We start from the raw sequence: 24,152 nt of genomic DNA on the forward strand, positions 1-24,152 counted from the left end.
TCTAAAATTGACAGTAATCCGGGACGAACGCGTTGACCAGCCCCGGAATTTTCGACCGGACCCAAATGCGCCGCGCGCTTGCCCGCGCGAGCGAGACGCTTCCTGCGACGGATTTCCTGATCCGGCATGCGGCGGACGAACTTGCCGATCGCCTCGGCGGCATTCGGCGGGATTTCGAGCGCGTTGCGGATGTCGGCGCGCATCACGGCGTCATGGCCCGCACGCTATCCGCGCGGTTCCCCGGCCTCGCGCCCGTCTCGCTTGCGCCCGCACTGCCGCTCGCCGAAGCCTGCCCGAAACCCGCCGTCGTCGCGGATGTGGAGGCGCTGCCGCTGAAGGAGGGCGCGTTCGACCTCATCACCTCGGCGCTGTCGCTTCACCTCGCGAACGATTTGCCCGGCGCGCTCATCCAGATCCGCCGCGCGCTTCGCCCGGACGGCTTGTTCCTCGCGGCGCTGCTCGGCGGCGACACGCTGATCGAGCTGCGTCAGACGTTCATGCAGGCGGAGACCGAGACAGCGGGCGGCGTGTCGCCTCGCGTCTTCCCGACCGCCGATCTGCGCGACATGGGCGGCCTTCTCCAACGCGCGGGCTTCGCGCTGCCGGTCGCCGATGCGGAGCAACTGACGGTGACTTATGCGGATGCGCTTGCGCTCATGCGCGACCTGAAGGCGATGGGCGCGGCGAACCCGCTCGCGGCCCGATCCCGGCGGTTCATGCGGCGCGATACGCTGCTTCGTGCGGCGGCGATCTACGCCGAGCGCTTCTCCGGCGACAACGGCCGCGTGCGCGCGACGTTCGAGATCATCTATCTCTGCGGATGGTCGCCCCACGAAAGCCAGCAACAGCCCGCAAAGCCCGGCTCCGCCACCGCACGCCTCGCCGATGCGCTCAAGGCAAAGCGATAACTTTTTTGCTGTAAACCGAGCGATTATCGTCCTTCAGGATCGCTTTTCCTAACCAGTCAGGCACGGATTCAACCTGAGACTTATAGATGTTCCCAGGAGTGTCCATCCAGAACGACACGATGGCATTCGAGAACGCCCGGAATTGTGCATCGTTGATTCTGAGGTCCTTGTAATTAGGGACCGTAATTCGCCAAACGCGGCTGCGAGAATGCTGGAACGGGTTACGATAATATTCTGGATAGTCTTTTTTGAGTATCTTCAGCGACTCTCCATTGCCGTGTTTATAGACGTTCACGATCAGTTGGCAAGCATTGAGCTTTTGAAAATATTCCCTCCTTTCTATCTGCCACCCGAGGCATTCCAACAAATCGACTACCTGTTTGAACTTGGCGGACCACACTGCTTTGAAAGTGAAAGACCAGTCTTCGTCACGGACGGCTGGTCCATGATGGCAGTGCAAAATTTCGTTTGATAACCAATCGCGTAGCTGCTTGTCCCACTCATGAAACATCCCGGCGATGACGCTAAGTTGGGTTCGCTCTCGCATGTCACAAATGAGTTCGTAGAAATTATAGCGCGCATGAATGGCTGCTTCGTAGAAATCCGAGGGATCGTGCCTCTCAGGATCAAAGAGGTGCTCGTGCTGCTCCAGCCATTTATCTGGAATCCCGTTTGCTTCGGCTTCAATGTCGTCGAAGTGTGATAAAAAGCGCTTTCGGGCCTGATCAACATAAAAGAGATGACGATCGATCAGATCCTTTCGAACCTGTTCCGTCATTTGAAACAACACGTAATCGCTCATCGGCTCACCTCCGACCTGCGCATTCTACCTACTTCGCGTCGGCCGATATATCCGCCGCCGTCTTGACCGGCTCCGCAGCGACGGACTTCGGCAGTTCGATGCCGAACCAGTTCCCCTTGGGCAACAGCCGCTCCTTCAGGAACGTGAACACCGTCGGCGGGGCCATGATGTCCTCGAACTCCTGCGAAGGAGGCGCGCTCGCCACGACGGCGCCGAAAGCGACGCCCATCAGCGCCGACGCGCGCCACGATTTGCGATCCACGACCTTCAGCGCCGTTCCGAAGGATTTCTTGAGCTGCGCGCCCTCGATATCGACCGAATAGATTTCGTCGAGCGCGAGATGGATGATGAAGCCGATCAGCACGAAAAGGCCGGTGAGCCACGCAAGCGCGGCCGGTTCGCCGAAAATGCGGGCGAAGATGACGGCGGTCAGCACCATGAAGAAGCCGCCCGCGAGCAGAGAATGGAAGATGCCGCGATGGCGCGTGCGCGTGTGGAAGATCCAGTGCACCCCGTAGCGCACCAGCGCGTAAACGCCGAGCCAGACGATCCAGAGTTCCGCGATGGAGTATCGTTTTTCGAGCGAGAACAGCGCGATGAACGCCGCGATCACGCCGAGCGCCGAGAACAGGATGCGAGAGGGGATCGCTTTTTCGAGGTCGATGTCGGGGAGGATGCCGCCGATGGTGCCCGCGAGCGTCAGCGTGAGCAGGTAGCTGTTAGGCGCGGCGTTGCCTGCGAGCGCGACCGTGGCGCAAAGCCCGCTGCCGACCGCCGCCACGGCGAGATGCGTGTTGAAGTTCGCCATTTGTGCCCTCCGTTTGCAGAAGATTAACTGATTCGGAGTGCGCGGGCGTGGTGCGGCGGCGTTTGTCCCGTCAGATTGGCGTGAACCAGTCCGTGACGGGAAAAGGCGACGCTTGCGCTCAATCGCAAAGAAGGGTAAAGAAACTTGTCTGATCTTTTTTGGACAGGTTTTTTGATGCGCCATTTTCTGACGACCCTTATTGCCCTCTCGGTCTCATCTGCTGCCTTCGCCGGAGATGACGGTACCTACGTCGAGCCGCACTACCAGACGAGGCCGAACAATAATCTCAATGATAATTTCAGCACCAAAGGGAATGTTAACCCGTACACCGGGCGCGAAGGTTGGATCGACCCGAACCGTAACTCCTACGGTTCGGGTTCGTCCAACGACCATCGCTCCGGTTATTCGAACGGCTGGGGCCGCTAGAGCCCAAGCTCCTCGCGGAGGATTTCGAGTTCGAGCCAGCGGTTTTCCGCTTCGGTCAACTCGGCCTGCGCCTTCGCGAGCGCGGCGGTCGCCTGATCGAACGCCTTGCGATCTTTCGCATAGAGGTTCGGGTCGGTGAGCTTCGCCTGAAGCGTGCCGATCTGCTTTTCAAGCGCGGTCACCTTCGCGGGCAGCGTTTCGAGCGCATGCTTCTCGTTGAAGCTGAGCTTGCGCTTCGGCTTAGGCTGATCGCCGCCGGATGCCGCCGCCTTGAGCTTCGGCTCCTGCGTAGACTTCGTCTTCGCAGGCTCGGAGCCGAAACCGCGCCCGCCGCGCTGCGCGAGCGTGTCGGAATAGCCGCCCGCATATTCGATCCACTGGCCGTTACCGTCCGGGCAGATCATCGATGTCGCCACGCGGTCGAGGAAGTCGCGGTCGTGGCTGACAAGGATGATGGTGCCGCCGTAATCGTTCAGCAGTTCTTCGAGCACGTCGAGCGTTTCAAGGTCGAGGTCGTTCGTCGGTTCGTCGAGCACCAGCAGGTTCGACGGCTTCGCGAAGGCGCGGGCGAGCATCAGCCGCGCGCGTTCGCCGCCGGACAGCACCTTCAGCGGCGACCGCACCTGCTCCGGCAGGAACAGGAAGTCCTGCATGTAGGACGCGACGTGACGCGCCGCGCCGTTCACGACGACGAGGTCGCCATGCCCGCCCGTCAGCGCATCGGCGACGGTCATGTCGGGCTTGAGGCTGTCGCGGTTCTGCTCCAGCGCGGCAATTTCGAGATTGGTGCCGAGGCGCACTGCGCCTTCGTCCGGTTCAAGCGCGCCAATGAGCATCTTGAGCAGCGTCGTCTTGCCTGCGCCGTTTGGCCCCGCGAGGCCGATGCGCGCGCCGCGCATGACGCGCGTTGAGAACTTCTCGACCACGGGCTTGCCGCCGCCATAGGACTTAGAAATGCCCTCGGCCTCGATGACGAGTTTGCCGGATTGCGCCCCCTCGGCCGCTTCGAGCCTGGCCGCGCCGGGCGCGCGCCGTGCCGTGCGCAGCTCGTCGCGCAGGCTATGCAGCGCGCCGAGGCGGCGGACGTTTCGCTTGCGCCGCGCGGTGACGCCGTAGCGCAGCCAATCGGCCTCGCGCTCGATCTTGCGCGCGAGCTTGTGCCGGTCGAGTTCCTCCTGCGCCAGAAACTCGTCGCGCCAGTCCTCGAACTTGCCGAAGCCGAAGTCGAGCGTTCGCGTCGTGCCGCGATCCACCCACACGGTCGAGCGCGACAGGTTGGTGAGGAAGCGCCGGTCGTGGCTGATGATGACGAGCGCCGACTTCATCGCGGCGAGGCGCTTTTCGAGCCACTCGATCACCTGAATGTCGAGGTGGTTTGTCGGCTCGTCCAGCAGCAAAACGTCCGGGTTCGCGGCGAGGATGCGGACGAGCGCCGCGCGGCGGGCTTCGCCGCCCGAGAGCGTGGCGGGCGCTTCCTCGCCGGTGAGGTCCAGCTCGCCGAGGAGCAGCCGCGCCTGATAATGATCGTCCGTCGGGCCGAGACCGCTTTCCACATACGACAGCACCGTGGCGTGGTCGCCGAAATCGGGCTCCTGCGGCAGGTAGCGCATGATCGCGCCGGGCTGTGCGAAGCGGCTGCCGCTGTCCGGCTCGATCAACCCCGCCGCGATCTTCATGAGCGTGGATTTGCCGGTGCCGTTGCGCCCCACGATCGCGATGCGGTCGCCTTCGGACACGACAAGGCTCGCGCCGTCGAAAAGCGGCGTGCCGCCGAAGGTCAGCGCGATATTCTGAAGCGTGAGAAGCGGTGCGGCCATGTGCGGGGCGTTGGTTCCATCTGGTTGGGATGCCCGCAGATTTGGACAGGAACGCCGCGCGATGCAATCTTTTCCGGTGGCGGGTGGTTGGAAGCTTCAGATTTCGCTCGCCAGGCTTGGTTGCTGCGTCGAAACGAAACGGCCGGACCAAGGGCCCGGCCGCTGAACAATCAATAGGGCGAAGCTTAAAGCCCCACTTCCTTCACGCCTTCCGGTTCGCCGACAACCGTCACAATGAGGTTCTTCGGTTCGAGCAACCGCTTCGCGACGCGCTTTACGTCGGCGACGGTCACGGCTTCGATCTCGCCATTTCGGCGGTCGATGTAGTCCGCGCCAAGGTCGTCTAGCTGGATCGCCAGCAGTTGCGCCGCGATCTTCCCGCTGGTGTCGAAGCGCAGCGCGTAGGAGCCGATGAGATAATCCTTCGCCTGCCGCAGCTCCGTTTCGGTCAGCCCTTCCTTCGACACACGCTCAAGCTCGGCGCGGATGAGGTCAAGAGACTGGCCTACGCTCTTGTTCTCCGTCGCGACGCCACCCGCGAAAATGCCGGCGTGTTGGAGCGGATAAAGGTAGGTGTAAACGCCATAGGCGAGGCCGCGCTTCTCACGCACTTCCTGCATCAGCTTCGACGAAAAGCCACCGCCGCCGACGACGTAGTTCAGGATGAACGCCGGGATGAAGTCGGGGTCTTTCCGCTTCAGGCCCTGGAAGCCGAACTGGACCACGGACTGCGGATTGGGCATCGCCACGACGCGCTGCTTCGCGACATTCGCGAGCGTCACCTCCGGCACGAGCTTGAGGTCGGCCTTCTCGGGCAGGTCGCCGAACACGGTGTCGAGCACGTCGCCGAGCTGTTTTGCGTCGATGTCGCCGACGACCGCGACCTTCAAATTATCGCGAGCGAAGATGCGCTTGCGGTAGGCTTTCAGGTCGTCAGGCGTGAGGGACTCGATGCTTTCCACCGTGCCGTTCGATGAGCGGCCGTAGGGATGGGCGCCGAAAGCGAGCTTGTACCACTCGATGGAGCTGACCTTGTCCGGATCTTTCTCCTCAAGCCGCAAATTCGCGAGAAGCTGCTCACGGATGCGATTTGCGTCATCCGCGTCGAAATGCGGATCGTTAATCGCCGCCCGCAGAAGCTTGACCGCATCCTCGCGATTTTGCGTCAGCGTCTGGAACGAGCCGGAGAAGTTGTCGTAGTTCGCACTGAACGACATCTTGGCGGCCAGTTCTTCGAGGCGCTTCTGGAAGCCCGACGAATCGAGGTCGCCAGCGCCTTCATCGAGCATGCCCGAAACGAAAGTTGCCACGCCCGACTTGCCATCGGGATCCTGCGTGGAGCCCCCTTTGAAGGCAAACTGGAGACTGAGAATGGGGCGGCTGTGATCCTCCACGAGCCAGGCCTCGATACCCTTTTTGCTGACGACTTTCTGAATCTGCATGGCGCTCGCTGGCAGGACGGCTCCGAAAAGGAGCGAAACAAACAAGGCTGAGGCAGCAAGCGACTTAATCAGTCGGCTGCCGGAAATCTTGAGTATCATGTGGGTCTTCCGCTCCTCAATGCAACGTGCCGCCAGCGGAAGCCGGACGGGGATCGACCTTCGCCACCTGCGAAGGTTCGGGGATGAGATAGCCTGTCACGGAGCGCTTCCGCTTCAGGTACTTCGCCGCGACGGCCTGAACGTCCTCGCGCTTGACCGCTTTCAACCGTTCGGACCGCGCCTCGACATCGTCGACCGTGCGGCCCGTAGCAAGGCTCCAGCCATAGGTATGCGCAAGGCTCTGCTGGCTGTCGGAGGAATAGACGAGGTTCGCGATTTCGCTCGTCTTGGCGCGCTCAAGCTCTTCGTCCGTGACGCCGTTTCGTATCACTTCATCGATCACGGCGTCGATCGAGGCCTCGATGTCTTCCAGCTTGTTGTCGCCCGCAGCCACCGCGTAGAAGCCGAAGCGGCCATTGTCGAGGGCAAGCCCGCTGTACCATGCGCTGGCGGCAGACGCCTTTTTTTCCTCGCGCACCAGCTTGTTGTAGATGCGGCTCGTGTTGCTCGCGCCGACGATACGCCCGAGCAATTGCATCGCCTCGGCTTCGCCGTTGGTGGCGGTGTTGAAGCTCGGCGCGGTGTAGTAGCGCTCAAGCGTCGCCTTGCCGACGCGGCCGTCGCGCAGAAGGACGCGCTTCTCGGCGACCGGCTCCGGCTCGGACGGGCGTTTGCGCGGAGCGCCGACAGCCGGGTTCGCGGGGATCTTGCCGTAAGTTTCCTTGGCGAGCCTCACAACTTCTTCCGGCTCCACATCGCCGGTTACGACGAGAACCGCGTTATTCGGCGCATACCACTTCTTGTAGTGGGCGATGGCGTCCTCGCGGGTGAGGCCCTTCATCTCGGTTTCCCAGCCGATGATCGGCGTGTGGTAGGGGTGCGCCGTGTAGAGCGAAGCCATCATCTGCTCCTGCAGGAGCGAAGACGGGTCGTTGTCGACGCGGCTGCGGCGTTCTTCGAGGATAACCTTGCGCTCGGTGAGAACATCGTTCTCCGCGAGCTTGAGGTTTGCCATGCGATCAGCTTCCATTTCCATCATCTTCGGAAGCTTGTCCTTGGCGACGCGCTGGAAATAGGCCGTGATGTCCTGAGCGGTGAAGGCGTTGTCCTGTCCGCCGAGGCGTGCAACGATTTTCGAGTACTCGCCCGCCGGGATCTTGTCCGTACCCTTGAACATCAGATGTTCGAGGAAGTGCGCGATGCCGGACTTGCCGAGCGGTTCGTCCGCCGCGCCGACCTTGTACCACACCATGTGCGTGACGACCGGCGCGCGGCGATCCGGGACGACCACGATTTCGAGGCCGTTATCCAGCGTGCCGTGATAGGCAAGACGCGCGGGAGACGAGGTTTGCGCGGCGGCGAGGGTATCGAGGGGGGACAGCGCTAAAGCCATGAGCAGGGCACCAAGGAGTTTGATTTTGGTCAGTGTGCCCGATCTAGATGGCGTTGAACAGGGCTGGGTTCCATATGATGAAGCTTGAAACATCGGCAATCCGGCATCCTTCTGCAAAGAGTCGCTGAAGATATAGCTCTTTCCGCCCATGGCGCCAGTAGTGGTGCGGCGATTTCATGACATTGCGAGATAAAAGTCGTGCTTCGGCTCAGGAATAGGACGCGCGGCGTCATATTACATTTTTGTCATGTGCCGAGGTTGTGTAGAGGGAGCGCCCAAGACATCGACCGCTCGGGCGAGAATCTGCGGCCAAGGCACCCAATACATCCCGCACATTCATATTGCCCACGCAATCGTGACCGCCCCCCGCCAGCGCGGTGTCATCGGAATAGCAGTCGGGGCCTTCGCGTGCATCTTTCCGAACTCGGTGAACAGGAGGTTTTTGTTTTACAATTCATATGCCGGGTACGAACGCATGCATTGACCCTGCCCTCGATGCATTGAGAGAAACGCACCGTTTTCGGTAGGCAAAAACCCACACGAACAAGCTTATCCTCGGCCGCTTGCACGGGAGCTTCCACAAGCAGGAGCGAAGCCAAAGATATGACCGCTAGATTGATCATGACGTCAGTCCTCTGATTACGGTGTAAATATTATCGAAGGTATCAGGTAACTTTCATTGGTCTATTTTAATCCGCCATTTGGGCGAGGTAACATTCAATTAATCCGCGCTCGCCTAGCCTGCCTCAAATGTTCCAACAACGAAGAGGCAATGTCATGAAGACTTTAGCGCTTGCGGTCGCCGCTGTGTTCCTTCTCACCACGGCGGCTTCGTTCGATGCCGATGCGGCGAGCCGTAATCAGGGCCAGCATAGCCAGTCAGGCAAGAGCCATATGAGCAAGGCGAAAAACAAGGCCAGCCAGATGGGCAAGTCGAGCGACCGCCGCGCCAAGGCCCGCACAACCGGCCAGCGCACCGGTCAGTATGGCGGCCGCGGCTGATCAACCCGGGCGACAGAGCTTCGGCGGCCATCCCGGCCGAAGCTCCCTTCATCTCAACAAGCGGGGAAGTTCATGAAAATCATCGTCTTTGCGGCCATTCCTCTTTTCACCATCCTCGCCGCGTCCGGGTCGGCAACGGCTCAAACGGGTCAGGGCATCGACGCTCAAGCCCAGCGACAACTTTCCCGCTCGATGCAGAACAGGGCGAATCCCGTACGCGACCGCTCGCAGGCAGCGAAGCGGGCCAACCAGAAGCGCCAGCAGGCCCGTCTCAAAGCCCGCTCACAGCAAATGCGACGGGAACCGGCCAGCGGCACCCGGTAACGCGCCTACTCTGACTTGAAGCGTCAGCGCACCGTCGCGCGCTGGCGCTAGATCCCCTTTCTAACCAGCGGCGCCCCGCCCATCTTCGTGGCCCTCGCCACGACGTCGAAAATGAAACTCAGCGCATCTTCGATGTCCCGGTCGAAATCCCTCGGGTACATTTCCGCAAGCGTTCGCGCCAACGCCCATTTCATCGCCGCGAAGTGCTCGGGCTGAACACCAACACACGCGTGGCGCAAACCGAGATATTCGATCTCGGGAAGTGAGGCGCGCCCGGCTTCAGCGTCAACAGGCCAGAGCTGGCTCGACCGCGTCAAGGCGATGGTGCTGCGTAACATCGAGGTGAATTGCATCTGCTGCGCCGCGAAGTCGCCCTTGAATAGCGACGCTGCTTCGGGGACCGCCTCAAAAAATCGCTCATACATAAGAGACACGATTTCTGGCAGGTCACTTTCGATATTCGAGAAAAATTCTCGCAAGGCGGCTAACTGATTAGGCACTATCAACGGAAAACACCCCACTCGACACAGCATCTTACATCCGGCGTAAGAATAGGGAAAACACCGCGAACACGCAATTTGCCCATGAGGGAGAAATGAACGGCGCGCGAAAGCAAAGCCTCAGCCTTGGCTCAATCTCGCGCTGGCTTCGCGCCTGCCGATGAGGGGCAGTAAGTCTTTCAGCTCCGGCCCGCGTTCCAGCCCCGTCAGCGCCAACCGCAACGGATGGAAAAGCGCGCGGCCCTTAGCGCCCGTTGCCTGCTTCACAGCGTCGGTCCAGCTTTTCCAGGTGGTCTGGTCCCATGGCTCCGGCGGCAGCAGCGCGAGCGCCTTCTCGACAAGCGCCGCGTCTTCGATCGCGGGCGTGATCGGCCCATTCGCCACGCGCCACCACAGATCGACATCGGCGAACACTTCGAGATTGGCGCGCACCGCAAGCCAGAACGCCTCGCCGCCATCGATACCGCGCGCCGCCAGCCGCTCCGCCACCGCCTCATAAGGCGTCGCGTGCAGAAGTTTCGCGTTGAGGCCCGCGAGTTCGGCGGGGTCGAAGCGGGCGGGCGCGCGCGAAATCTTCGCGAGATCGAACAGCGATGCCAGCGCGTCGAGGCTTTCCTGGGGGTGCAACGCCTCCGAGGTGCCGATGAGCGCGGCATGCGTCATCACCGCGAGCGGCTCGAAGCCATCCTCGCGGAGCCCGGCGATGGACAGCGAGCCGATGCGCTTCGACAGGGCCTCGCCCTGCGCGCCGATGAGCAGATTGTTATGCGCGAAACGCGGGACGGCAGCGCCCAGCGCCTCGAAAAGCTGAATTTGAACGGCGGTATTGGTGACGTGGTCCTCGCCGCGAATGATGTGCGTGACGCCGGTGTCGGCGTCGTCGGCGACGCTCGTGAAGGTGTAAAGCGGAGTGCCGTCCTCACGGATGAGCACGGGATCGGAGATGGTGCCCGCGTCGATTTCCTGCGGCCCGCGAATGAGGTCGTCCCACGCGGTCGGCCGCTGGTCCAGCTTGAAGCGCCAGTGCGGCCTACGCCCGGCGGCCTCCAGTTGGGCGCGCTCGGCGTCGGTCAGGTTCAGCGCCGCGCGGTCGTAAACCGGAGGCTTGCCGCGCGCCATCTGCAGCTTGCGCCGCCGCTCAAGCTCCGCCGCCGTCTCGTAGGCCGGATAGAGCCGCCCCGCCTGTTTCAGCTTTTCCGCCGTCTCGGCGTAGAAGGCGAAGCGCTCCGACTGGCGAAACTCCTCGTCCCACGAAAGCCCGAGCCAGCGCAGGTCCTCGCGGATGCCGTCGACATATTCTTCCTTCGAGCGCTCAAGGTCCGTGTCGTCGAAGCGCAGCACGAACACGCCGCCCGCGGCTCGCGCGAACAGCCAGTTGAACACGGCGGAGCGGATGTTGCCGATGTGAAGCCGGCCCGTGGGGCTCGGCGCGAAGCGGACTTTGACCTGTGTCACGGAAGTTGCTCGCGGAAGCGATTGACGATCGGATAGCGGCGGTCGCGCCCGAAATTGCGCTCGGTGATCTTCACGCCGGGGGCCGCCTGCCGCCGCTTGTACTCCGAAAGATAGAGCAGGCGCTCTACCTTTTTCACGGTTTCCGGTGCATGCCCGCGCGCAACGACGGCGGATAACGGTTCCTCGCGGTCCACGAGGCTTTCGAGGATGTCGTCCAGCACATCGTAAGGCGGCAGCGAATCCTGATCGGTCTGGTTCTCGCGAAGCTCGGCGGTCGGCGCTTTGGTGATGATGTTGTCCGGGATGACGACGCCGCCCGGCCCGAGGCAGCCCTTCGGCACGTGCTCGTTGCGGAAGCGCGACAGCGCGAAGACCTGCGTCTTGTATAGATCTTTGATCGGGTTGAAACCGCCATTCATGTCGCCGTAAAGCGTTGCGTAGCCCGCCGACACCTCGGACTTGTTGCCCGTGGTCACGACCATACCGCCGAACTTGTTCGACACGGCCATCAGCGTCGTACCGCGAATGCGCGATTGCAGGTTTTCCTCGGCGAGGCCCGGTTCCGCGCCCTTGAACAGCGGTGCGAGCATGCCGCCGAACGCCTCGACCGCCGTGTGGATCGGCACGATGTCGTAGCGTACGCCGAGCGCTTCCGCGCAAGCCGCCGCGTCGTCAAGCGAGGCGTTCGACGTGTAGCGGTAAGGCAGCATGATGCAATGCACGCGCGCCGCGCCGAGCGCATCCGTCGCCATCGCGGCGCATATCGCGCTGTCGATACCGCCCGAAAGGCCGAGCACCACGCCCGGGAAGCGGTTTTTCTCGACATAATCGCGCAGTCCGATGACGCAAGCGAGGTAGGCCGCCTCGCGCCCTTCCTCGACGCGCGCACTCGGACCCTCGACACATGCCCAGCCGCCAGCGTCGCGCCGCCATTCGGTGATCGCCAGCGCCGTTTCCCACGCCGGAAGCTGCGCCGCGAGCGCGCCGTCGCGGTTGAGCGCGAAGGATGCGCCGTCGAACACAAGTTCGTCCTGTCCGCCGAACTGATTGATATAGAGCAACGGCAGACCGGTTTCGGCTACCCGCGCGCGGGCCACGTCGAGACGTTGCGTGCGCTTCTTCAGCGTGAAGGGCGATCCGTTCGGCGAGATCAGAAGCTCCGCGCCGCGCGCCGCAAGCGATCCCACGACGGCGGGCGTCCAGATATCCTCGCAGATCGGCAGGCCGAGACGGAGCCCGGCGAAATCCACCGGCTCCGGCAGCGGGCCGGGCGCGAAGACGCGCTTCTCGTCAAACACGCTGTAATTCGGCAGGTCCACCTTGTAGCGCAGCGCTTGGATGCGCCCGCCCGCGAGCAACGCGACCGCGTTGTAAGCCTTGCCATCTTCGCCCCACGGCGTGCCGATGAGCAGCGCGGGGCCGCCGTCCGCCGTCGTGGCTGCAAGCGCGCGCGTCGCCTCCATGCAAGCCGCCACAAAGGCGGGCTTGAGGATCAAGTCTTCCGGCGGATAGCCCGCGATGAACAGCTCGGTGAAAACAACCAGATCGGCCGCCAAGGCGCGCGCATCATCCCGCGCCGCGCGGGCCAGCGCGACATTTCCGGCGAGGTCGCCCAAAACGGGGTTGAGCTGAGCGCAGGCGATGCGGAAGGATGCGGTCATGGCGCGAAGGTCTCCGATTCCCGCCGACGAACAGAACGGCGAGACGTGTGCAGGGTGCACCACAAATTACGTCACGTTGCACGATTTTACGTCGGATTACGTCAGACTTGCACACTAATTCAAGAGCCGAATGCCGTCACTGCGCCTCGGTCCGGCAGATCGCCGTCGCCAAGGGCGAAGAGGCGCTTCAACACGCGACCACAGAATTTCGCCGGTCGGCGACGCCGAGCGATTGCCTAAACAGGCGCGATTTGTTATCTGCAGTGCTGATACGTTCGCATTTGGCGTGTCGCATGCCGGCTTAGCACAGTGGTAGTGCAGCGGTTTTGTAAACCGAAGGTCGGGGGTTCAAATCCCTCAGCCGGCACCAAAAACTTAAAGTGGTTCCTCCCCGCGCCTGACATTCATTCGACTATTCGCGGTCCCGTTCCCAGGTTCTGCTATTCCGATCCTATGCAATGGCCATGTACCGAACTACTCATGATGATGTGCCTGAGGGATTGGCGATCCGCTGCAAGAGCGAGCTCTCCCATTGGAAAGGCGCCCACTTCTTCAGCGTTCCGTTCTCGATGAAGACGGTTGCGGTTCGGCCCGACACGAGCTTGTCGCGGTCGGCCGCGTTGTCGAGCGCGATGCGGACGGGCACGCGCATCGCGAGCCGCACCCATGAAAATGTCGGGTTGACGTTGGGCAGAAGCTTCGAGCCGGCACTACGCTCGCGATCTTCCACGCCCGCCGCGATGCTTTCTACGCGGCCCATCAGTTCCGCGCTTTCTCCCATCAACCGGACGCGCGCCCTGTCGCCCACATGGATGCGGCCGAGCTTCGTTTCCTCGAAATAGCCTTCCACGCGCAGGCTGTCTTCGTCGAGCAGCGCGAATACGCCCTGACCGGTGGCGACGTAAGCGCCCGGCAACAGCGACACATTCACCACGCGCCCATTGACCGGCGCGCGCACGGTGGAGCGTTCGAGGTTGAGCTTCGCGACGGCCTTGTCCGCGATAGCCTGATCGTAGGCGGCTTTCGCGGTGAGCTTGGCTTCGAACGCTGCTTCGACCTTCTGCCTGGAGACGGCGATTTCGGTCATATTGCGATAACGGTCATAGTCGCTTGACGCCAGGTCGAGCGCTGCCTTTCGGCCTTCCAGCACCGCGTCAGCCTGCGCCAGCGCCAGCCGGAACCGCTCCGGATCGATGCGGAAGAGCACATCGCCGCGCTTGACGCGCTTGTTGTCTGTGACGAGCACTTCCGTCACAAGGCCGGGCACATCCGGCGCGACGGCAACGACATCTGCGCGAACGCGCCCGTCGCGCGTCCAAGGCGCGTCGATGTAGTAATACCAGAGCGAGGCTCCGATCAGCAGCGCCGCGCCCGTCATCGCAAGGGTCACGAGAAAGCGCAGCAGAAAGGGAGCGGACGTCTTCGGCGGCGTGGTTTTTGCGGGTGTTGTCATGATCCGGGTAACAGGCTCGTTTCGAGCGCGACGACCGCGCCCAGCACAATGAAATAGAGGGAGATGTCGAACAACGCGCGGTGCCACGCATAGCGGTAGAGGCCAAGGCGTTGGCATAAGCTGCGCAACATCGCGGTGACGGCGTAGGCGATCAGCATCCAGAGGAGGAGCGCCGGCACGAACACGCCGTAGATGTCGAGTTCGCCGATCATGCCGCCACCGCGTTGTCGACGCGGATTAGCCGAGGGTCGGGCGCGGCGGGGAAAAGAGCGCGACGAATCCCCGCCAGGCCGAGCGTCGCATGCTGCGTGGCGCTCGTCTCCGGCTCGCGCACGGAAACGGCGAGCGCGGCGTCAATGCTTTCGAGAAGCGCCGCAGATGGCTCATCGTCGCCGCTGCGGACGTGCCGCGCGACTTCGGCCAGCGTATGGTTGATGGCAAGCCGCGCGGGCTTCGACACCTGCCGCCGCACGCGGCGCAGCTCCACGATGTTGATGCCGATGCGCACCTCACGCAGCAGCGTGGCCGAAAGTGCGGACTTGTCGGGCGGCTGCTTGGAGAGCCGCGTCGCCATCAGCGAAACGCGGTCAAGCATGAGCGCTGCGAGTTCCAGGCCGCTTTCGCTGCCGCGCCCGCTCGCCGCCAGCACCAGGCTCGCGCGATTTTGCGCGTGGAGCCGCTTCGTCGCCCATCCGGAATCGAGCGAGCGGAAGACGGCGATGGACGCAGTCGCGATCCACACCCCCGCTACGAGCGCCAGCCCCGAATTTGCAAAGGCCGGGAAATCCGCCGAGTAGTGATCCTGAATAGCCAGCGCCATGGCCCCGTTGACGGCGGTTCCGAGGCCGATGGCGGCGGTCGCCGGGTTCGTCATGAGAAGGCCGCTGAAGATGAGGCCGGGTGCGAGCGCCAGCGCAACCATCTCGAACGAAATCGCGCGAGGCATGAGCGCGAACTGGTGGAACAAGGCGCCGGTTACGCCCAGGATGGCGGCTGTGGCGAAGCCTATCATCGCGGGTACCGGATCGTCCTGAGTCGCGAAGAAGCAGCACGCAACGGAAGCCAGCATCGCCGCAGCAGACCCGTCCTGCCACCCGGTCGCGATCCACACCGCGCACACCATGACGATGGCGATGAATGCGCCGAACGCGGAAAACACAGCCATCATGTGATCGCGATGGCGCACCTCTCTGGCCTTCGCCGTGTATTCGAAGGCACACGGCGCTGCAAGCAGGCCGCCTGTTTCGATATTCGCGCGAAGATGGCGGATGTCCTGCTTGAGGTTCACGAGTTCGCGCAGCCGCACAACCAACCCCGCAACGAGGAGGTCGCGCCAAAGATCGCCCTCGCGCAGGCTGTGTTCGAACGCGTCGAGGCGTGCCAGCAGGATCGCCGCGTCCTCCGGGGCGGCGGTGTCGGCCTGGAACCAGTCGGCCACATCGTCGAGGATTGGCTGGAGAGTGGCCGCTGCGTCGGTTCCCTCGATCGCCTTCAGCCGGTCGGACACGGAGGTAAGCAGCGGCAGCAGCATCAGCATATGCTGACGCAGCAGGGCGAGCGCTTGCTCTGAAACAGGAAGGCTTGTGGCCTCGCGAGGAAGTTGCGCGGCGAGCGCTTCCAGCGCGATGGCGTCGGACGCCAGACGAAGGCGCCCCGCCCGCGTATCCATTACCGCTCGCGGCTCCCGGCGCAACACTTCGCGCGTCCAGGCTCTTGCGGACTTGAGCCAGGCACCGAGTTGCACGGCAAAAACCGGCGCGGCGGATCGGGGCAGCACCAGGCCCGACACAAGCGCCGCGCACAGGATGCCGAGAGTGATTTCCTCGGTCCGCGACACGGCCGCATCAAAGATGCCCGCCGGGTCATCCACCGCCGGAAAACCGATCAGCGCAACAGTGTAACCCGCGAGCATGGCAGTGTAGCTTCGCGCCGTGCGGTCCAGCATCGAGATGTAGAGACAGACCGCAACCCAGAGTGCGATGGCAAGCACGGCCAGTTCAGGCGAGTTAACGACGTTCGGCAGGATGGCAACCGCCGCCGCGGCACCAACGGCCGTGCCGACCGCACGGTAGAGCGCCTTCGATTGCGTCGCACCGTCGAAAGCCTGGCTCGTGATGTAGACGGTGGCGAGCGCCCAGTAGGGACGCGTGAGTCCGGCCCACATCGAGATGTACAGCGCGAGAAGTCCGGCGGACAAAACCTTGAGTGAAAACACCCACGCGCGGAAATCGGGAAGAGTCACTCGCTCCCTCCGGTCCCATCGCTTCGCGCATCGGTGAAATTGCGCATGGCGGCGAAGACGCGAAGCGCCGCTTCGAGGTCTCGTGGATCGACGCCGGCAAGCGACTCGTTCCGCAGTCTTTCCAATTCCATCTGGATTTCGGCGACGAGATCTTTGCCCGCCCCAGAGAGGGTGACAAGTTTCGCGCGCCGGTCGTCCGGGTTTTCGCGCCGCTCGATCCGCCCCTGCTTTTCGAGTTGATCGAGCAGTCGCACGAGCGTCGGCCCCTCAATGCCGATTTCGCGCGCAAGTTCGATCTGGGTCACGGCGCTGCCGAGGCTGTCGATGACAATAACCACGAGCGCGGTGGCGTGCGAGAGGTCGCGGCTTTTCATGGTCGCGTCGGCAAGCGTTTTCCAGCGGCGAGACGCGAGGATGAGCGAGCGCGTGAACGACGCCCGAAGTGCGCGAATGGACTCGTCCGGAGGCATATCGCTCCCATATTGCTGCATGGCTATTAATTAGTATGCTAATGATCGCGATGCAAGACCGTTGTGCTGTGTGGAATATGCGCGTGAACGGATGCCTGCGTTGTTGGGCCACATGGACGCCGGGGCTCTCGGGGCTTCTGACAACGGTCAGCCGAACGGAACGCTGCCTGCTCCTGCCGGGCGGAAAGGGATCTCCGATGCTGAGGCTGTGCAAAAGCTTGCGCTTGCTGGGAGCTATCTTACCTGCGGTTTTCCTCATCCCGCTGCCGGCGCTGGCAGACATGGGGCGCGTGATGGTTTCGAACCAGGGCGTCACCGTTGAGGAAAGCGCACAAAAGGCGATCATCCTCGCCAACGGCAGGGAAGAAGTCCTCATCCTTGGGACGGAAATCGGCGCGAGCGGCAAGACGTCGATCCTGCGTTTCATCCCGTTCCCGGCCGAGCCGAAAGCCGAGCTCGCCGCGCCCGGCGCTTTCCAGCAACTCGCCAGCCTCGCCAAGAAATACGACCTCCGTTTCCAGAGCCGGTGGCAAACGAAAGGCGGCAGCTCATCGAAAGACGAGGGCGTCAAAGTCGTGTCGTCCGCCCGTCTCGGCGCGCATGATCTGACGACGGTCAGGATTCGCGATGTCGCGGCCTTCCGCTCGTGGGTCAACGATTATTTCAAGAGCCACGACCTGCCGCTCGCCGATGCTTACCCGACGGAAGAGGCCATCGTGGCGGATTATGTGGCGCGCGGGTTGACTTATTTCGTGCTCGACTACGTGGCGCTTGAGAAGGAGACGCGCTTCATCGAGCCGGTCGCGTACCGCTTCGCGAGCGCGGAGCTTTATTATCCGCTGGTGACGTCCAACAGCTTCGGTGGCAAGGGTGCGATCGAACTTTTCGTCGTCGCGCCGGTTACGCTTTGCCGCCCCGGCTCCAACGATGGCATGGGCTATTTCCGGGGCGATGATCACGATCTGGCGGTCACTATCCCCGGCCAACCCGATCGCAAATGCCTCGACCTGCCGGTGAAGGCGAGCACGTCCGCGCGCCTGCCTGTCGAGGAACGCGACCTCGACGCCATCTATTCCGGCTGGGCCGAGCTTTTCGCAGATACGCCGATGTTCCTGCAGGCGTTTCGTTACACGGGCGACTACCACTTCGCGGCGGATATCCTTGTGCCGGTGATCGGTGAGGGCAACGCGCTCAAGGCCGAGGAAGACGGCCGCAATCCGTTCGCGCCGCTTCGCGACCTGGCGCTTCCGGAAGCCTGCCATCTCAAGCCTGAGGGCGGGCGCTGCAAGGCCAATTTCGAAGCCTATTATTTCGATCCCGCTGCCGGAGCCTGCAAATGGTTTTCCTATGGCGGTTGCGGCGGCGTCGTGCCGTTTGAGACGCTCGATGCATGCGAGAAAAGCTGCCTACCGAAGAACTGAAGGAGTGGGCCGGACGTTCATCGCTCTCCCCTCGGGCATTGTGGTCCATTGCCGCAGCTGATGCTGAGCAGTTGCCATGCCATGAAGTTGGCTTATGCGGATAGCCGGTGTCTATCGAAATGCGTCTGGACGGCGACGCTATGTGACCTCGCCGCCTCTTCGGAGGGAAACATGACAAGCGAAAATACCAAAGATCGCAGACGTTTTCTAAAGCAGATCGGGCTCGTTGCCCTTGGTATCGTTGGTGCCGGCGCGGCAAAAAAAGCCATGGCGGCCACAGATCCAAAGGGATTGTTCGCCGGACAGTTTCTTGAGGACGGGCATATTGTCGAAATCCCCGCCGGTTACTACGACCGCGAGCAGAAACTGTTTGTCGAAGCCGAGTCTGGACGACCGATGTTCGCCCAAAACCAGCAGATGACGGGCTCTTGGACTTACAGCAACACGACGCGTTGCTCGAACATGTTCTATCCCAAGGACGGCGTGCCAACCTGCGTGTCTCAGGATTCAGAACAGGATTCTCATCCGGACGGCTTCAAGCCAGGGGAGTAATGTCGCGCTTCGCCGCGATGCCTTCGGGATCGCCAGAAATGCGGCGCGGGAAGCGTTGCTTTGACGCGCCGCGCAAGCGAGTGAAGAATGGCCGGAAAAATCCTTATCGTTACCGGAGAGTTCGACTCGACGGCCGACCTGATGGTCGTATGCCTGCGAGCGCGCAACATCCCGTTCGAGCGGTTCCACCCGCAGGACATTCCCCGCGATGCCACGATCTCCCTGAGCTATGGCCCGGATCGCGCCCCGGTTGCTACCCTCCGAGACCTTTCGGGCCCCGTCGAATGGTCCCAATTTTCGAGTGTCTGGTATCGGCGGCCGGAGCCGTTTTCTCTGGCGAAGACGTTAACCCCCGAAGAGCAGGAATTTGCCTGGCACGAATGCACGGCAGTCGTACAGGGGCTGTATCGCGCCTTCGATGCCTTCTGGGTGAACCATCCTGACAAGATCCGTGTCGCGGAATCGAAACCGCTGCAATTGACGTTGGCTCACAAGCTGGGCTTCGCGATCCCGAGAACGCTTTTCACAAACGATCCGGAGGCACTCGGGCGCTTTTTCGAAGAGTGCAAAGGCCGCGTCGTCTACAAATCCATGACGCAGGGTGTTCTCGGAAAAAGTGGGCAGCAGTCGGTCTACACCTCCCGGCTGACAGCCGAGCATGTCCAGCAAGCCGACCTCTTGAAAAACTCGCCGGGGCTGTTCCAGCAAGAAATCACGAAGGCGTGTGATCTGAGGATCACGGTCATCGGCGACCGCGTCTTCCCGGTCGAAATCCGGTCCCAGTCCAACCCTGAAAGCATTGTCGACTGGCGCCGGGGCGAAGTGCCGCGCATGGAGCACAAGCCGCACCAACTGCCCGCGGAAATCGAGCGGCGATGCCTCGCGCTGAACGAGCGGCTGGGTCTCAATTACTCCGCGATCGACATGATCCTGACGCCCGATGGGGAGTACGTCTTTCTAGAGATTAATCCGACAGGACAGTTCGGTTGGATTCAGGATGTTACAGGGTTGCCCTTGATCGATACGCTGGCCGACCTGTTGGTCGGCGAGGGTGCCTGAAACTGTCTCGGATGACGGCGCCACAGCATCGGAACGGGATTCAGATCCACGTCGTTGAGCGAACGTTCGTGGGGGAATCGTACAAACCGGGCAGTCGGCACCACCGTACCCTACGAATTGATCGTGCGCGGGTGGGACGTCCTCATTTCCGTCAAAGCCACGTTCGCTCCCGGTTCGCGCACCTATCCGAGCATCACAAGTTTTAGCCATCTTGGCAATGGCCCACTAACCGCCCTCTTGTACAACTCAAGGCCACGCTTGGCTGTAGGCTGGCATTGGAGTCGGGGATGTTGAACGTACTTTTCGCGCCAGCCATGGCGATCATGAGCAGACTTCATTTTGGAGCGAAGTTGGGTCTCGCTGGTCTTCTGTTTGTTGTGCCGTTGGCGACGCTGTCATTTGAACTGTACAGCGAGCTCGACAGAGACTTTCAGTTCAATCAAAAGGAACGGATCGGAATTGAATTGATGATGCCTGCGCGCCGACTGCTACAGGCGGCGCAGGACTATGGCATCGCAAACCCTATCGCCCTCACCGGTCAGGAGGAGGCAAAAAAGAAAGAGGCAAAGTCCAGAGAGGCTGTCGATGAAATACTGGAGCTTTTGACGAGTAAAATCAACCCGATTCAGTCGTTCCAGAAGACGAAGGAAACTTTGCCTATTTTGAAACAAAACTGGAAGGCAATAAATATTGCGTCTGCTTTCAAGGCGATCGATGTCGGCAACGACAAGATGATCGAATTTACGAACAAGATCCAAGATTTCATTGTTCTTATCGCTGACGAAAGCAACTTGACGCTGGACCCGGAAGCGGATGCATACCACCTCATCTTGACGACGACCTCAAGCATTCCGGCGCTCACCAGCGATCTGATCCGTCTCGGATATGAAGGCGAAGCTGTGCTTTCGAGGAAAGAAAGCTCAGCATCCGAGCGCGTTCGGCTGAGCGTGCTGTCAGAGATGGTAAGCCGCGATTTCGACGCATTGAGGCAAGGTCTCGATAAGGCCATGATGGCCAATCCAAACGTTGTGGAGACAATAAAAGCCAGGACCGACCAAGCAAGAGTTGCTGCGGCATATTTTCATAAAAGAGAAGTGGGCGCTCTCTTGCGTGGTGACTTCAGCAGCGAGCGGGATGAATTCGCCAAGCGCGGCTCCTACGCTGTGGAAAAGCTTTACGCACTTATGGATTTTTCGCTTGATACGCTCGACGGCATTTTAGCAAGCCGGGGCCAAAAAGCCGAAAGAAATATGCAGTTTGTTTTTCTCGTAAATGGTGCCGGGCTTTTTCTTGTTCTCTATATTTTCATCGGCACACTTCTGTCGGTTCTTCGTTCATTGAAGGCGATCGAAAATGGCGCGAACAGGCTCGCCCGTGGCGACCTTGCCGAGCAAGTCGAAAGCCATTCGAAAGATGAACTCCGGAAGGTGGGCCATGCCGTCAACAGCGTGATGGCGACGTTGCAAAAATTCTCTGCCGCGCAACTCGACATGGCGCGTGCGCATAATTCGGAAGGGCGCATTTCCGCACGCCTGCGCGCGCATGAATTTGCGGGAACCTATGGTGAGATCGCCCACAATGTGAACGAGATGGTGCGTGGGCAAATTGATCTGACGATGCACATTGCCAAACTCGTAGAGGAATACGCCGACGGCGATTTCTCAAAGCGCATTCCACCTCAGCCAGGTGAGCGCAAGGTCATTACGGACGCTATCGAGAAGGTCCGCGACAGGCTTGAAGCCGGTGCCAATGCCGCGCGGTATACCGCGCGCGTCAAGGCGGCGCTCGACAATGTTGGCGTCCCGGTTCGCATCGCCGATACCGAAGGCCGGATCACTTATGTAAATAAGACCTTCATGACGATGCTCGAAAAGCACGAAGCGGCTTTCCAGCAGCAGTATCCCGGTTTCGATGCTGGCAAGATTGTAGGGAGCGTTGAAGTATTTGGTAAAAATGACAGCGCTTGGACGTCGGCACATTCGCAAAAAGAGCCCGCCCTACGCAGAGTGTTCGGCGGACGAGACTTCGATATCGTCATCAGCCCGGTCATCGACGAGCACGGCGAACGGCTCGGGACGGCCGCGCAATGGAACGATATGACCGAACAACTAATTGCAGAAAGAGAAATAGCTGCTCTTGTCGATGCCGCCGCTGCTGGCAACTATTCGAAGCGGGCGTTGGAAGCCGGCAAATCCGGATTTCTCCTCCAGATGTCACAAGGCCTCAATGCGATCCTCGGCACGAGCGAGCATGCTCTAAATGACATCGACCGCCTTTTGAAAGCTTTGGCGGCCGGCGACCTTAGCCAGAAGATCGACAACCGTTTCGAGGGCGTGTTTGCCGATTTGAAAAACAACTCGAACAGAACTGTCGATCAGTTGCGCGTTATCATCGCGCAAATCCGAGCTGGGTCCGGGACAATCCAGAACGCCGCGAGCGAGATCGCGTCTGCGAACGATGACCTGTCAAGGCGCACAGAAAACCAGGCGTCAAACCTTGAGGAAACAGCGAGCAGCATTGAGGGAATTGCCTCAACGGTGAAGCAAAACGCCGAGAACGCGCAGGAAGCCAATAAACTCGCCGCAGAAGCATCCAAATGCGCGCTTCACGGAGGAAAGCTGGTGGCCAAGGTCGTGACGACCATGAATGACATCACCGCAAGCAATCGTGAGATTGCGGATATCACCACCATAATCGACGCCATTGCTTTCCAGACGAACCTTCTGGCTTTAAATGCAGCGGTCGAGGCGGCGCGGGCAGGCGAGCAGGGTCGTGGTTTCGCCGTGGTGGCATCGGAAGTGCGCAGTCTTGCTCAGCGTGTGGCTGAAGCCGCCAAGGATATCAAATCAGTTATTGCGAACTCGGTCGGCAAGGTTGACGAAGGGGCCAAACTCGTGGAAAGCGCCGGCATGGCGATGCAAGAGATTGTTGGCCAAGTGCAGCGCGTCAGTTCGATCGTCGGCGACATCGCGATGGCCAGCAAGGAGCAGAGCGAGAGCGTGCAGCAGGTAAATGTGGCAATCACTCAGATCGACGGTATCACGCAGCAAAATGCCGCGCTTGTAGAAGAGGCGACGGCGTCGGCGAGAAGTCTTGAGGAGCAGGCCCACGAGCTTGTCGATGCAGTCGCCTTTTTCAAGATCGCGGAGGAACGCTCTTCCTCAAGGAGCGAGCCAGCCCTTTCGCATGGTTTCGCTAAACGGGTAAAAGACCCCGCGCTGCATTGATGTGCGTCTTGAACTCAGCGCTTGTCCAAGGCGGAGAACTCGGCCGCCTCGCAAAAAAAATACGACCTTCGTTTCCAGAGCCGCTGGATGACTCGAAAGTCCAGTTGCGCGTTCCGATAGATCTGAAGCGTAAAGCCTCAAACTCGATATCTTTGATCAGGCTTCATTGCACCGCCGGCGGTGGCTTTCGCAGGCGCGGCCGCCGGCTCTAGCCCGTTGGCGGCCCTCTACCTCGTGTGGGTGATCGTCGACGTCCATCCAACCGTTGAGGCATTTGCGCCCTGCCCCGGTGGAGCGGTGTTTTTCGTGGCTTCCGCCGGGCTTGGGGGGACGTCGAGGCGCGTTAGCCGCAATTCCGCGAACCAGACCTCACCGGAAACGAATTCCTCGGATGGCGAACGCGCATCATGATAGAGACGAAGCATCTGCCCCTTGCACTCATCAGTGGGCGGGACGTCGAAGGAAAACGCGAAATTTCTCCATTGCTCTGACCGGCCTACCATTTGTTCTGTTTCGCCGATAACGCGCTGGGTTCCGTGGGCGCAACGCATCTGCCAGCGCAGACCACGTTTACCGGTGATGTGGCCCCTTAGTTTGCCTTCGATCCGGTAGCTGCCAGAGGAAAAGAATACGAACTGCTTCACATCAGGAAACTGAATTCGCCCTTCCCCCAAATTGAAGTATATCGCGTGCCCCTTTTCGATGGGCACGAATTCGACAATTGCGTTGACGCCAGGGTGGACCCGCCAGTCAAAAGCAAGGCCGCTCGGTTCACGCTCGAAATTGGGGTGTGTTATCCGGCTAACCGTTTCGAGTTCGGTTGGCGGCAGAAACTGAAGCCACGCATTGTAAGCAACGTCGACGAGGTTTTTTGCGATCAGCGCATCCAGATAAGGAGAAAACCTCGCTTGCGGTGAGAGGGTGCGCCGTACCCTTGCAGTGCGAGCATCAGCGTCGCGGGCGTGTCCGCTTTGCGCATATTTTTTGGCAGCGCTTCGAAGAAATGTAGCCGCCAAGCAGGCGCAAGCGCGAGTCTGGGAATTAGAAAGCGTCGGCCCTCCGTGTCTTCAGCAAGAAGCGTAAGATAGCTG

The 24,152-nt window shown here is 61.1% G+C and carries 21 protein-coding genes and 1 tRNA gene; 9 read left to right on the top strand and 13 right to left on the bottom strand.

The annotated features are described in order from the left end of the window. Positions 1 to 32 precede the first annotated feature (32 nt). The gene (locus RVAN_RS13795; protein ID WP_013420327.1) at positions 33 to 908 is read left to right on the top strand and encodes a methyltransferase domain-containing protein; all 876 of its coding nucleotides are present in this window, start codon (positions 33 to 35) and stop codon (positions 906 to 908) included. Here RVAN_RS13795 and RVAN_RS13800 read toward each other — a convergent pair. Both RVAN_RS13800 and RVAN_RS13805 read right to left on the bottom strand, forming a co-directional pair. Beyond that, complete coding sequence (locus tag RVAN_RS13800; protein ID WP_013420328.1) at positions 892 to 1,710, bottom strand: hypothetical protein; 819 nt, start codon at positions 1,708 to 1,710, stop codon at positions 892 to 894. The two genes, RVAN_RS13795 and RVAN_RS13800, sit on opposite strands and share 17 nt — an antisense overlap. A 28-nt stretch (positions 1,711 to 1,738) precedes the next feature. Continuing rightward, positions 1,739 to 2,518: a metal-dependent hydrolase gene (locus tag RVAN_RS13805; RefSeq protein WP_013420329.1), complete on the bottom strand. Its 780-nt coding sequence runs from the start codon at positions 2,516 to 2,518 to the stop codon at positions 1,739 to 1,741. Between the two features lie 144 nt (positions 2,519 to 2,662). Between RVAN_RS13805 and RVAN_RS20285 the strand changes: the two genes are divergently transcribed. After that, the gene (locus RVAN_RS20285) at positions 2,663 to 2,944 is read left to right on the top strand and encodes a hypothetical protein (protein ID WP_169309557.1); all 282 of its coding nucleotides are present in this window, start codon (positions 2,663 to 2,665) and stop codon (positions 2,942 to 2,944) included. Here the strand turns inward: RVAN_RS20285 and RVAN_RS13815 are convergent. The 3 genes from RVAN_RS13815 to RVAN_RS13825 form a co-directional block, all read right to left on the bottom strand. Next, the gene (locus RVAN_RS13815; protein WP_013420331.1) at positions 2,941 to 4,761 is read right to left on the bottom strand and encodes an ABC-F family ATP-binding cassette domain-containing protein; all 1,821 of its coding nucleotides are present in this window, start codon (positions 4,759 to 4,761) and stop codon (positions 2,941 to 2,943) included. The genes RVAN_RS20285 and RVAN_RS13815 overlap by 4 nt on opposite strands. 185 nt (positions 4,762 to 4,946) lie before the next feature. After that, positions 4,947 to 6,203, bottom strand: coding sequence for a M16 family metallopeptidase (locus RVAN_RS13820; RefSeq protein WP_245257991.1), 1,257 nt, complete (start codon positions 6,201 to 6,203; stop codon positions 4,947 to 4,949). Between the two features lie 115 nt (positions 6,204 to 6,318). Beyond that, on the bottom strand, positions 6,319 to 7,695 hold the full coding sequence (locus RVAN_RS13825; RefSeq protein WP_155942464.1) for a M16 family metallopeptidase: 1,377 nt from the start codon (positions 7,693 to 7,695) through the stop codon (positions 6,319 to 6,321). Positions 7,696 to 8,472: 777 nt separating this feature from the next. On the opposite strand from RVAN_RS13825, the gene RVAN_RS13830 reads away from it, so the two are divergent. After that, on the top strand, positions 8,473 to 8,697 hold the full coding sequence (locus RVAN_RS13830; protein ID WP_013420334.1) for a hypothetical protein: 225 nt from the start codon (positions 8,473 to 8,475) through the stop codon (positions 8,695 to 8,697). Positions 8,698 to 8,769: 72 nt separating this feature from the next. Continuing rightward, a complete protein-coding gene (locus RVAN_RS13835) occupies positions 8,770 to 9,021 on the top strand; it encodes a hypothetical protein (protein WP_013420335.1) in 252 nt (83 codons plus the stop codon). A 47-nt stretch (positions 9,022 to 9,068) separates the two neighbouring features. On the opposite strand, the gene RVAN_RS19135 is transcribed toward RVAN_RS13835, so the two are convergent. The 3 genes from RVAN_RS19135 to RVAN_RS13850 all read right to left on the bottom strand — a co-directional run bounded on the left by RVAN_RS19135 (position 9,069) and on the right by RVAN_RS13850 (position 12,637). Continuing rightward, positions 9,069 to 9,554: a globin domain-containing protein gene (locus tag RVAN_RS19135; protein ID WP_013420336.1), complete on the bottom strand. Its 486-nt coding sequence runs from the start codon at positions 9,552 to 9,554 to the stop codon at positions 9,069 to 9,071. A gap of 87 nt (positions 9,555 to 9,641) precedes the next feature. After that, positions 9,642 to 10,976: a glutamate--tRNA ligase gene (gene gltX, locus RVAN_RS13845; RefSeq protein ID WP_013420337.1), complete on the bottom strand. Its 1,335-nt coding sequence runs from the start codon at positions 10,974 to 10,976 to the stop codon at positions 9,642 to 9,644. Further along, positions 10,973 to 12,637 carry an NAD+ synthase gene (locus RVAN_RS13850; protein WP_013420338.1) on the bottom strand — a complete coding sequence of 555 codons (1,665 nt, stop codon included), beginning with the start codon at positions 12,635 to 12,637 and terminating at the stop codon, positions 10,973 to 10,975. Before RVAN_RS13850 ends, gltX begins: the two co-directional genes overlap by 4 nt. 295 nt (positions 12,638 to 12,932) lie before the next feature. On the opposite strand from RVAN_RS13850, the gene RVAN_RS13855 reads away from it, so the two are divergent. After that, positions 12,933 to 13,007: transfer RNA gene (locus RVAN_RS13855), tRNA-Thr, on the top strand. A gap of 108 nt (positions 13,008 to 13,115) precedes the next feature. On the opposite strand, the gene RVAN_RS13860 is transcribed toward RVAN_RS13855, so the two are convergent. Genes RVAN_RS13860 through RVAN_RS13875 form a run of 4 tightly spaced genes read right to left on the bottom strand, consistent with a single transcriptional unit; the run spans position 13,116 to position 16,802 of the window. Further along, a complete protein-coding gene (locus tag RVAN_RS13860) occupies positions 13,116 to 14,090 on the bottom strand; it encodes an efflux RND transporter periplasmic adaptor subunit (protein ID WP_013420339.1) in 975 nt (324 codons plus the stop codon). Further along, positions 14,087 to 14,302: a DUF1656 domain-containing protein gene (locus RVAN_RS13865; protein ID WP_013420340.1), complete on the bottom strand. Its 216-nt coding sequence runs from the start codon at positions 14,300 to 14,302 to the stop codon at positions 14,087 to 14,089. Before RVAN_RS13865 ends, RVAN_RS13860 begins: the two co-directional genes overlap by 4 nt. Further along, positions 14,299 to 16,332, bottom strand: a complete 2,034-nt coding sequence (locus RVAN_RS13870; RefSeq protein ID WP_013420341.1) for an FUSC family protein — start codon at positions 16,330 to 16,332, stop codon at positions 14,299 to 14,301. Before RVAN_RS13870 ends, RVAN_RS13865 begins: the two co-directional genes overlap by 4 nt. Beyond that, positions 16,329 to 16,802: a MarR family winged helix-turn-helix transcriptional regulator gene (locus RVAN_RS13875; protein WP_013420342.1), complete on the bottom strand. Its 474-nt coding sequence runs from the start codon at positions 16,800 to 16,802 to the stop codon at positions 16,329 to 16,331. Before RVAN_RS13875 ends, RVAN_RS13870 begins: the two co-directional genes overlap by 4 nt. A 224-nt stretch (positions 16,803 to 17,026) precedes the next feature. Here RVAN_RS13875 and RVAN_RS13880 point away from each other — a divergent pair, with 224 nt between their 5' ends. The 4 genes from RVAN_RS13880 to RVAN_RS19140 all read left to right on the top strand — a co-directional run bounded on the left by RVAN_RS13880 (position 17,027) and on the right by RVAN_RS19140 (position 23,061). Continuing rightward, positions 17,027 to 18,223 (top strand): DUF2330 domain-containing protein, encoded by a 1,197-nt coding sequence (locus RVAN_RS13880; protein WP_169309558.1) that lies wholly within the window; start codon positions 17,027 to 17,029, stop codon positions 18,221 to 18,223. Between the two features lie 171 nt (positions 18,224 to 18,394). Beyond that, a complete protein-coding gene (locus tag RVAN_RS13885) occupies positions 18,395 to 18,775 on the top strand; it encodes a hypothetical protein (RefSeq protein ID WP_013420344.1) in 381 nt (126 codons plus the stop codon). 87 nt (positions 18,776 to 18,862) lie between these two features. After that, the gene (locus tag RVAN_RS13890; RefSeq protein ID WP_013420345.1) at positions 18,863 to 19,834 is read left to right on the top strand and encodes an MvdC/MvdD family ATP grasp protein; all 972 of its coding nucleotides are present in this window, start codon (positions 18,863 to 18,865) and stop codon (positions 19,832 to 19,834) included. A gap of 287 nt (positions 19,835 to 20,121) precedes the next feature. Next, positions 20,122 to 23,061: a methyl-accepting chemotaxis protein gene (locus RVAN_RS19140; RefSeq protein WP_013420346.1), complete on the top strand. Its 2,940-nt coding sequence runs from the start codon at positions 20,122 to 20,124 to the stop codon at positions 23,059 to 23,061. Positions 23,062 to 23,288: 227 nt separating this feature from the next. On the opposite strand, the gene RVAN_RS20290 is transcribed toward RVAN_RS19140, so the two are convergent. After that, positions 23,289 to 24,077, bottom strand: coding sequence for a hypothetical protein (locus RVAN_RS20290; protein WP_155942465.1), 789 nt, complete (start codon positions 24,075 to 24,077; stop codon positions 23,289 to 23,291). Positions 24,078 to 24,152: the final 75 nt, after the last annotated feature.

This window comes from Rhodomicrobium vannielii ATCC 17100, assembly GCF_000166055.1.
Taxonomy (GTDB): domain Bacteria; phylum Pseudomonadota; class Alphaproteobacteria; order Rhizobiales; family Rhodomicrobiaceae; genus Rhodomicrobium; species Rhodomicrobium vannielii.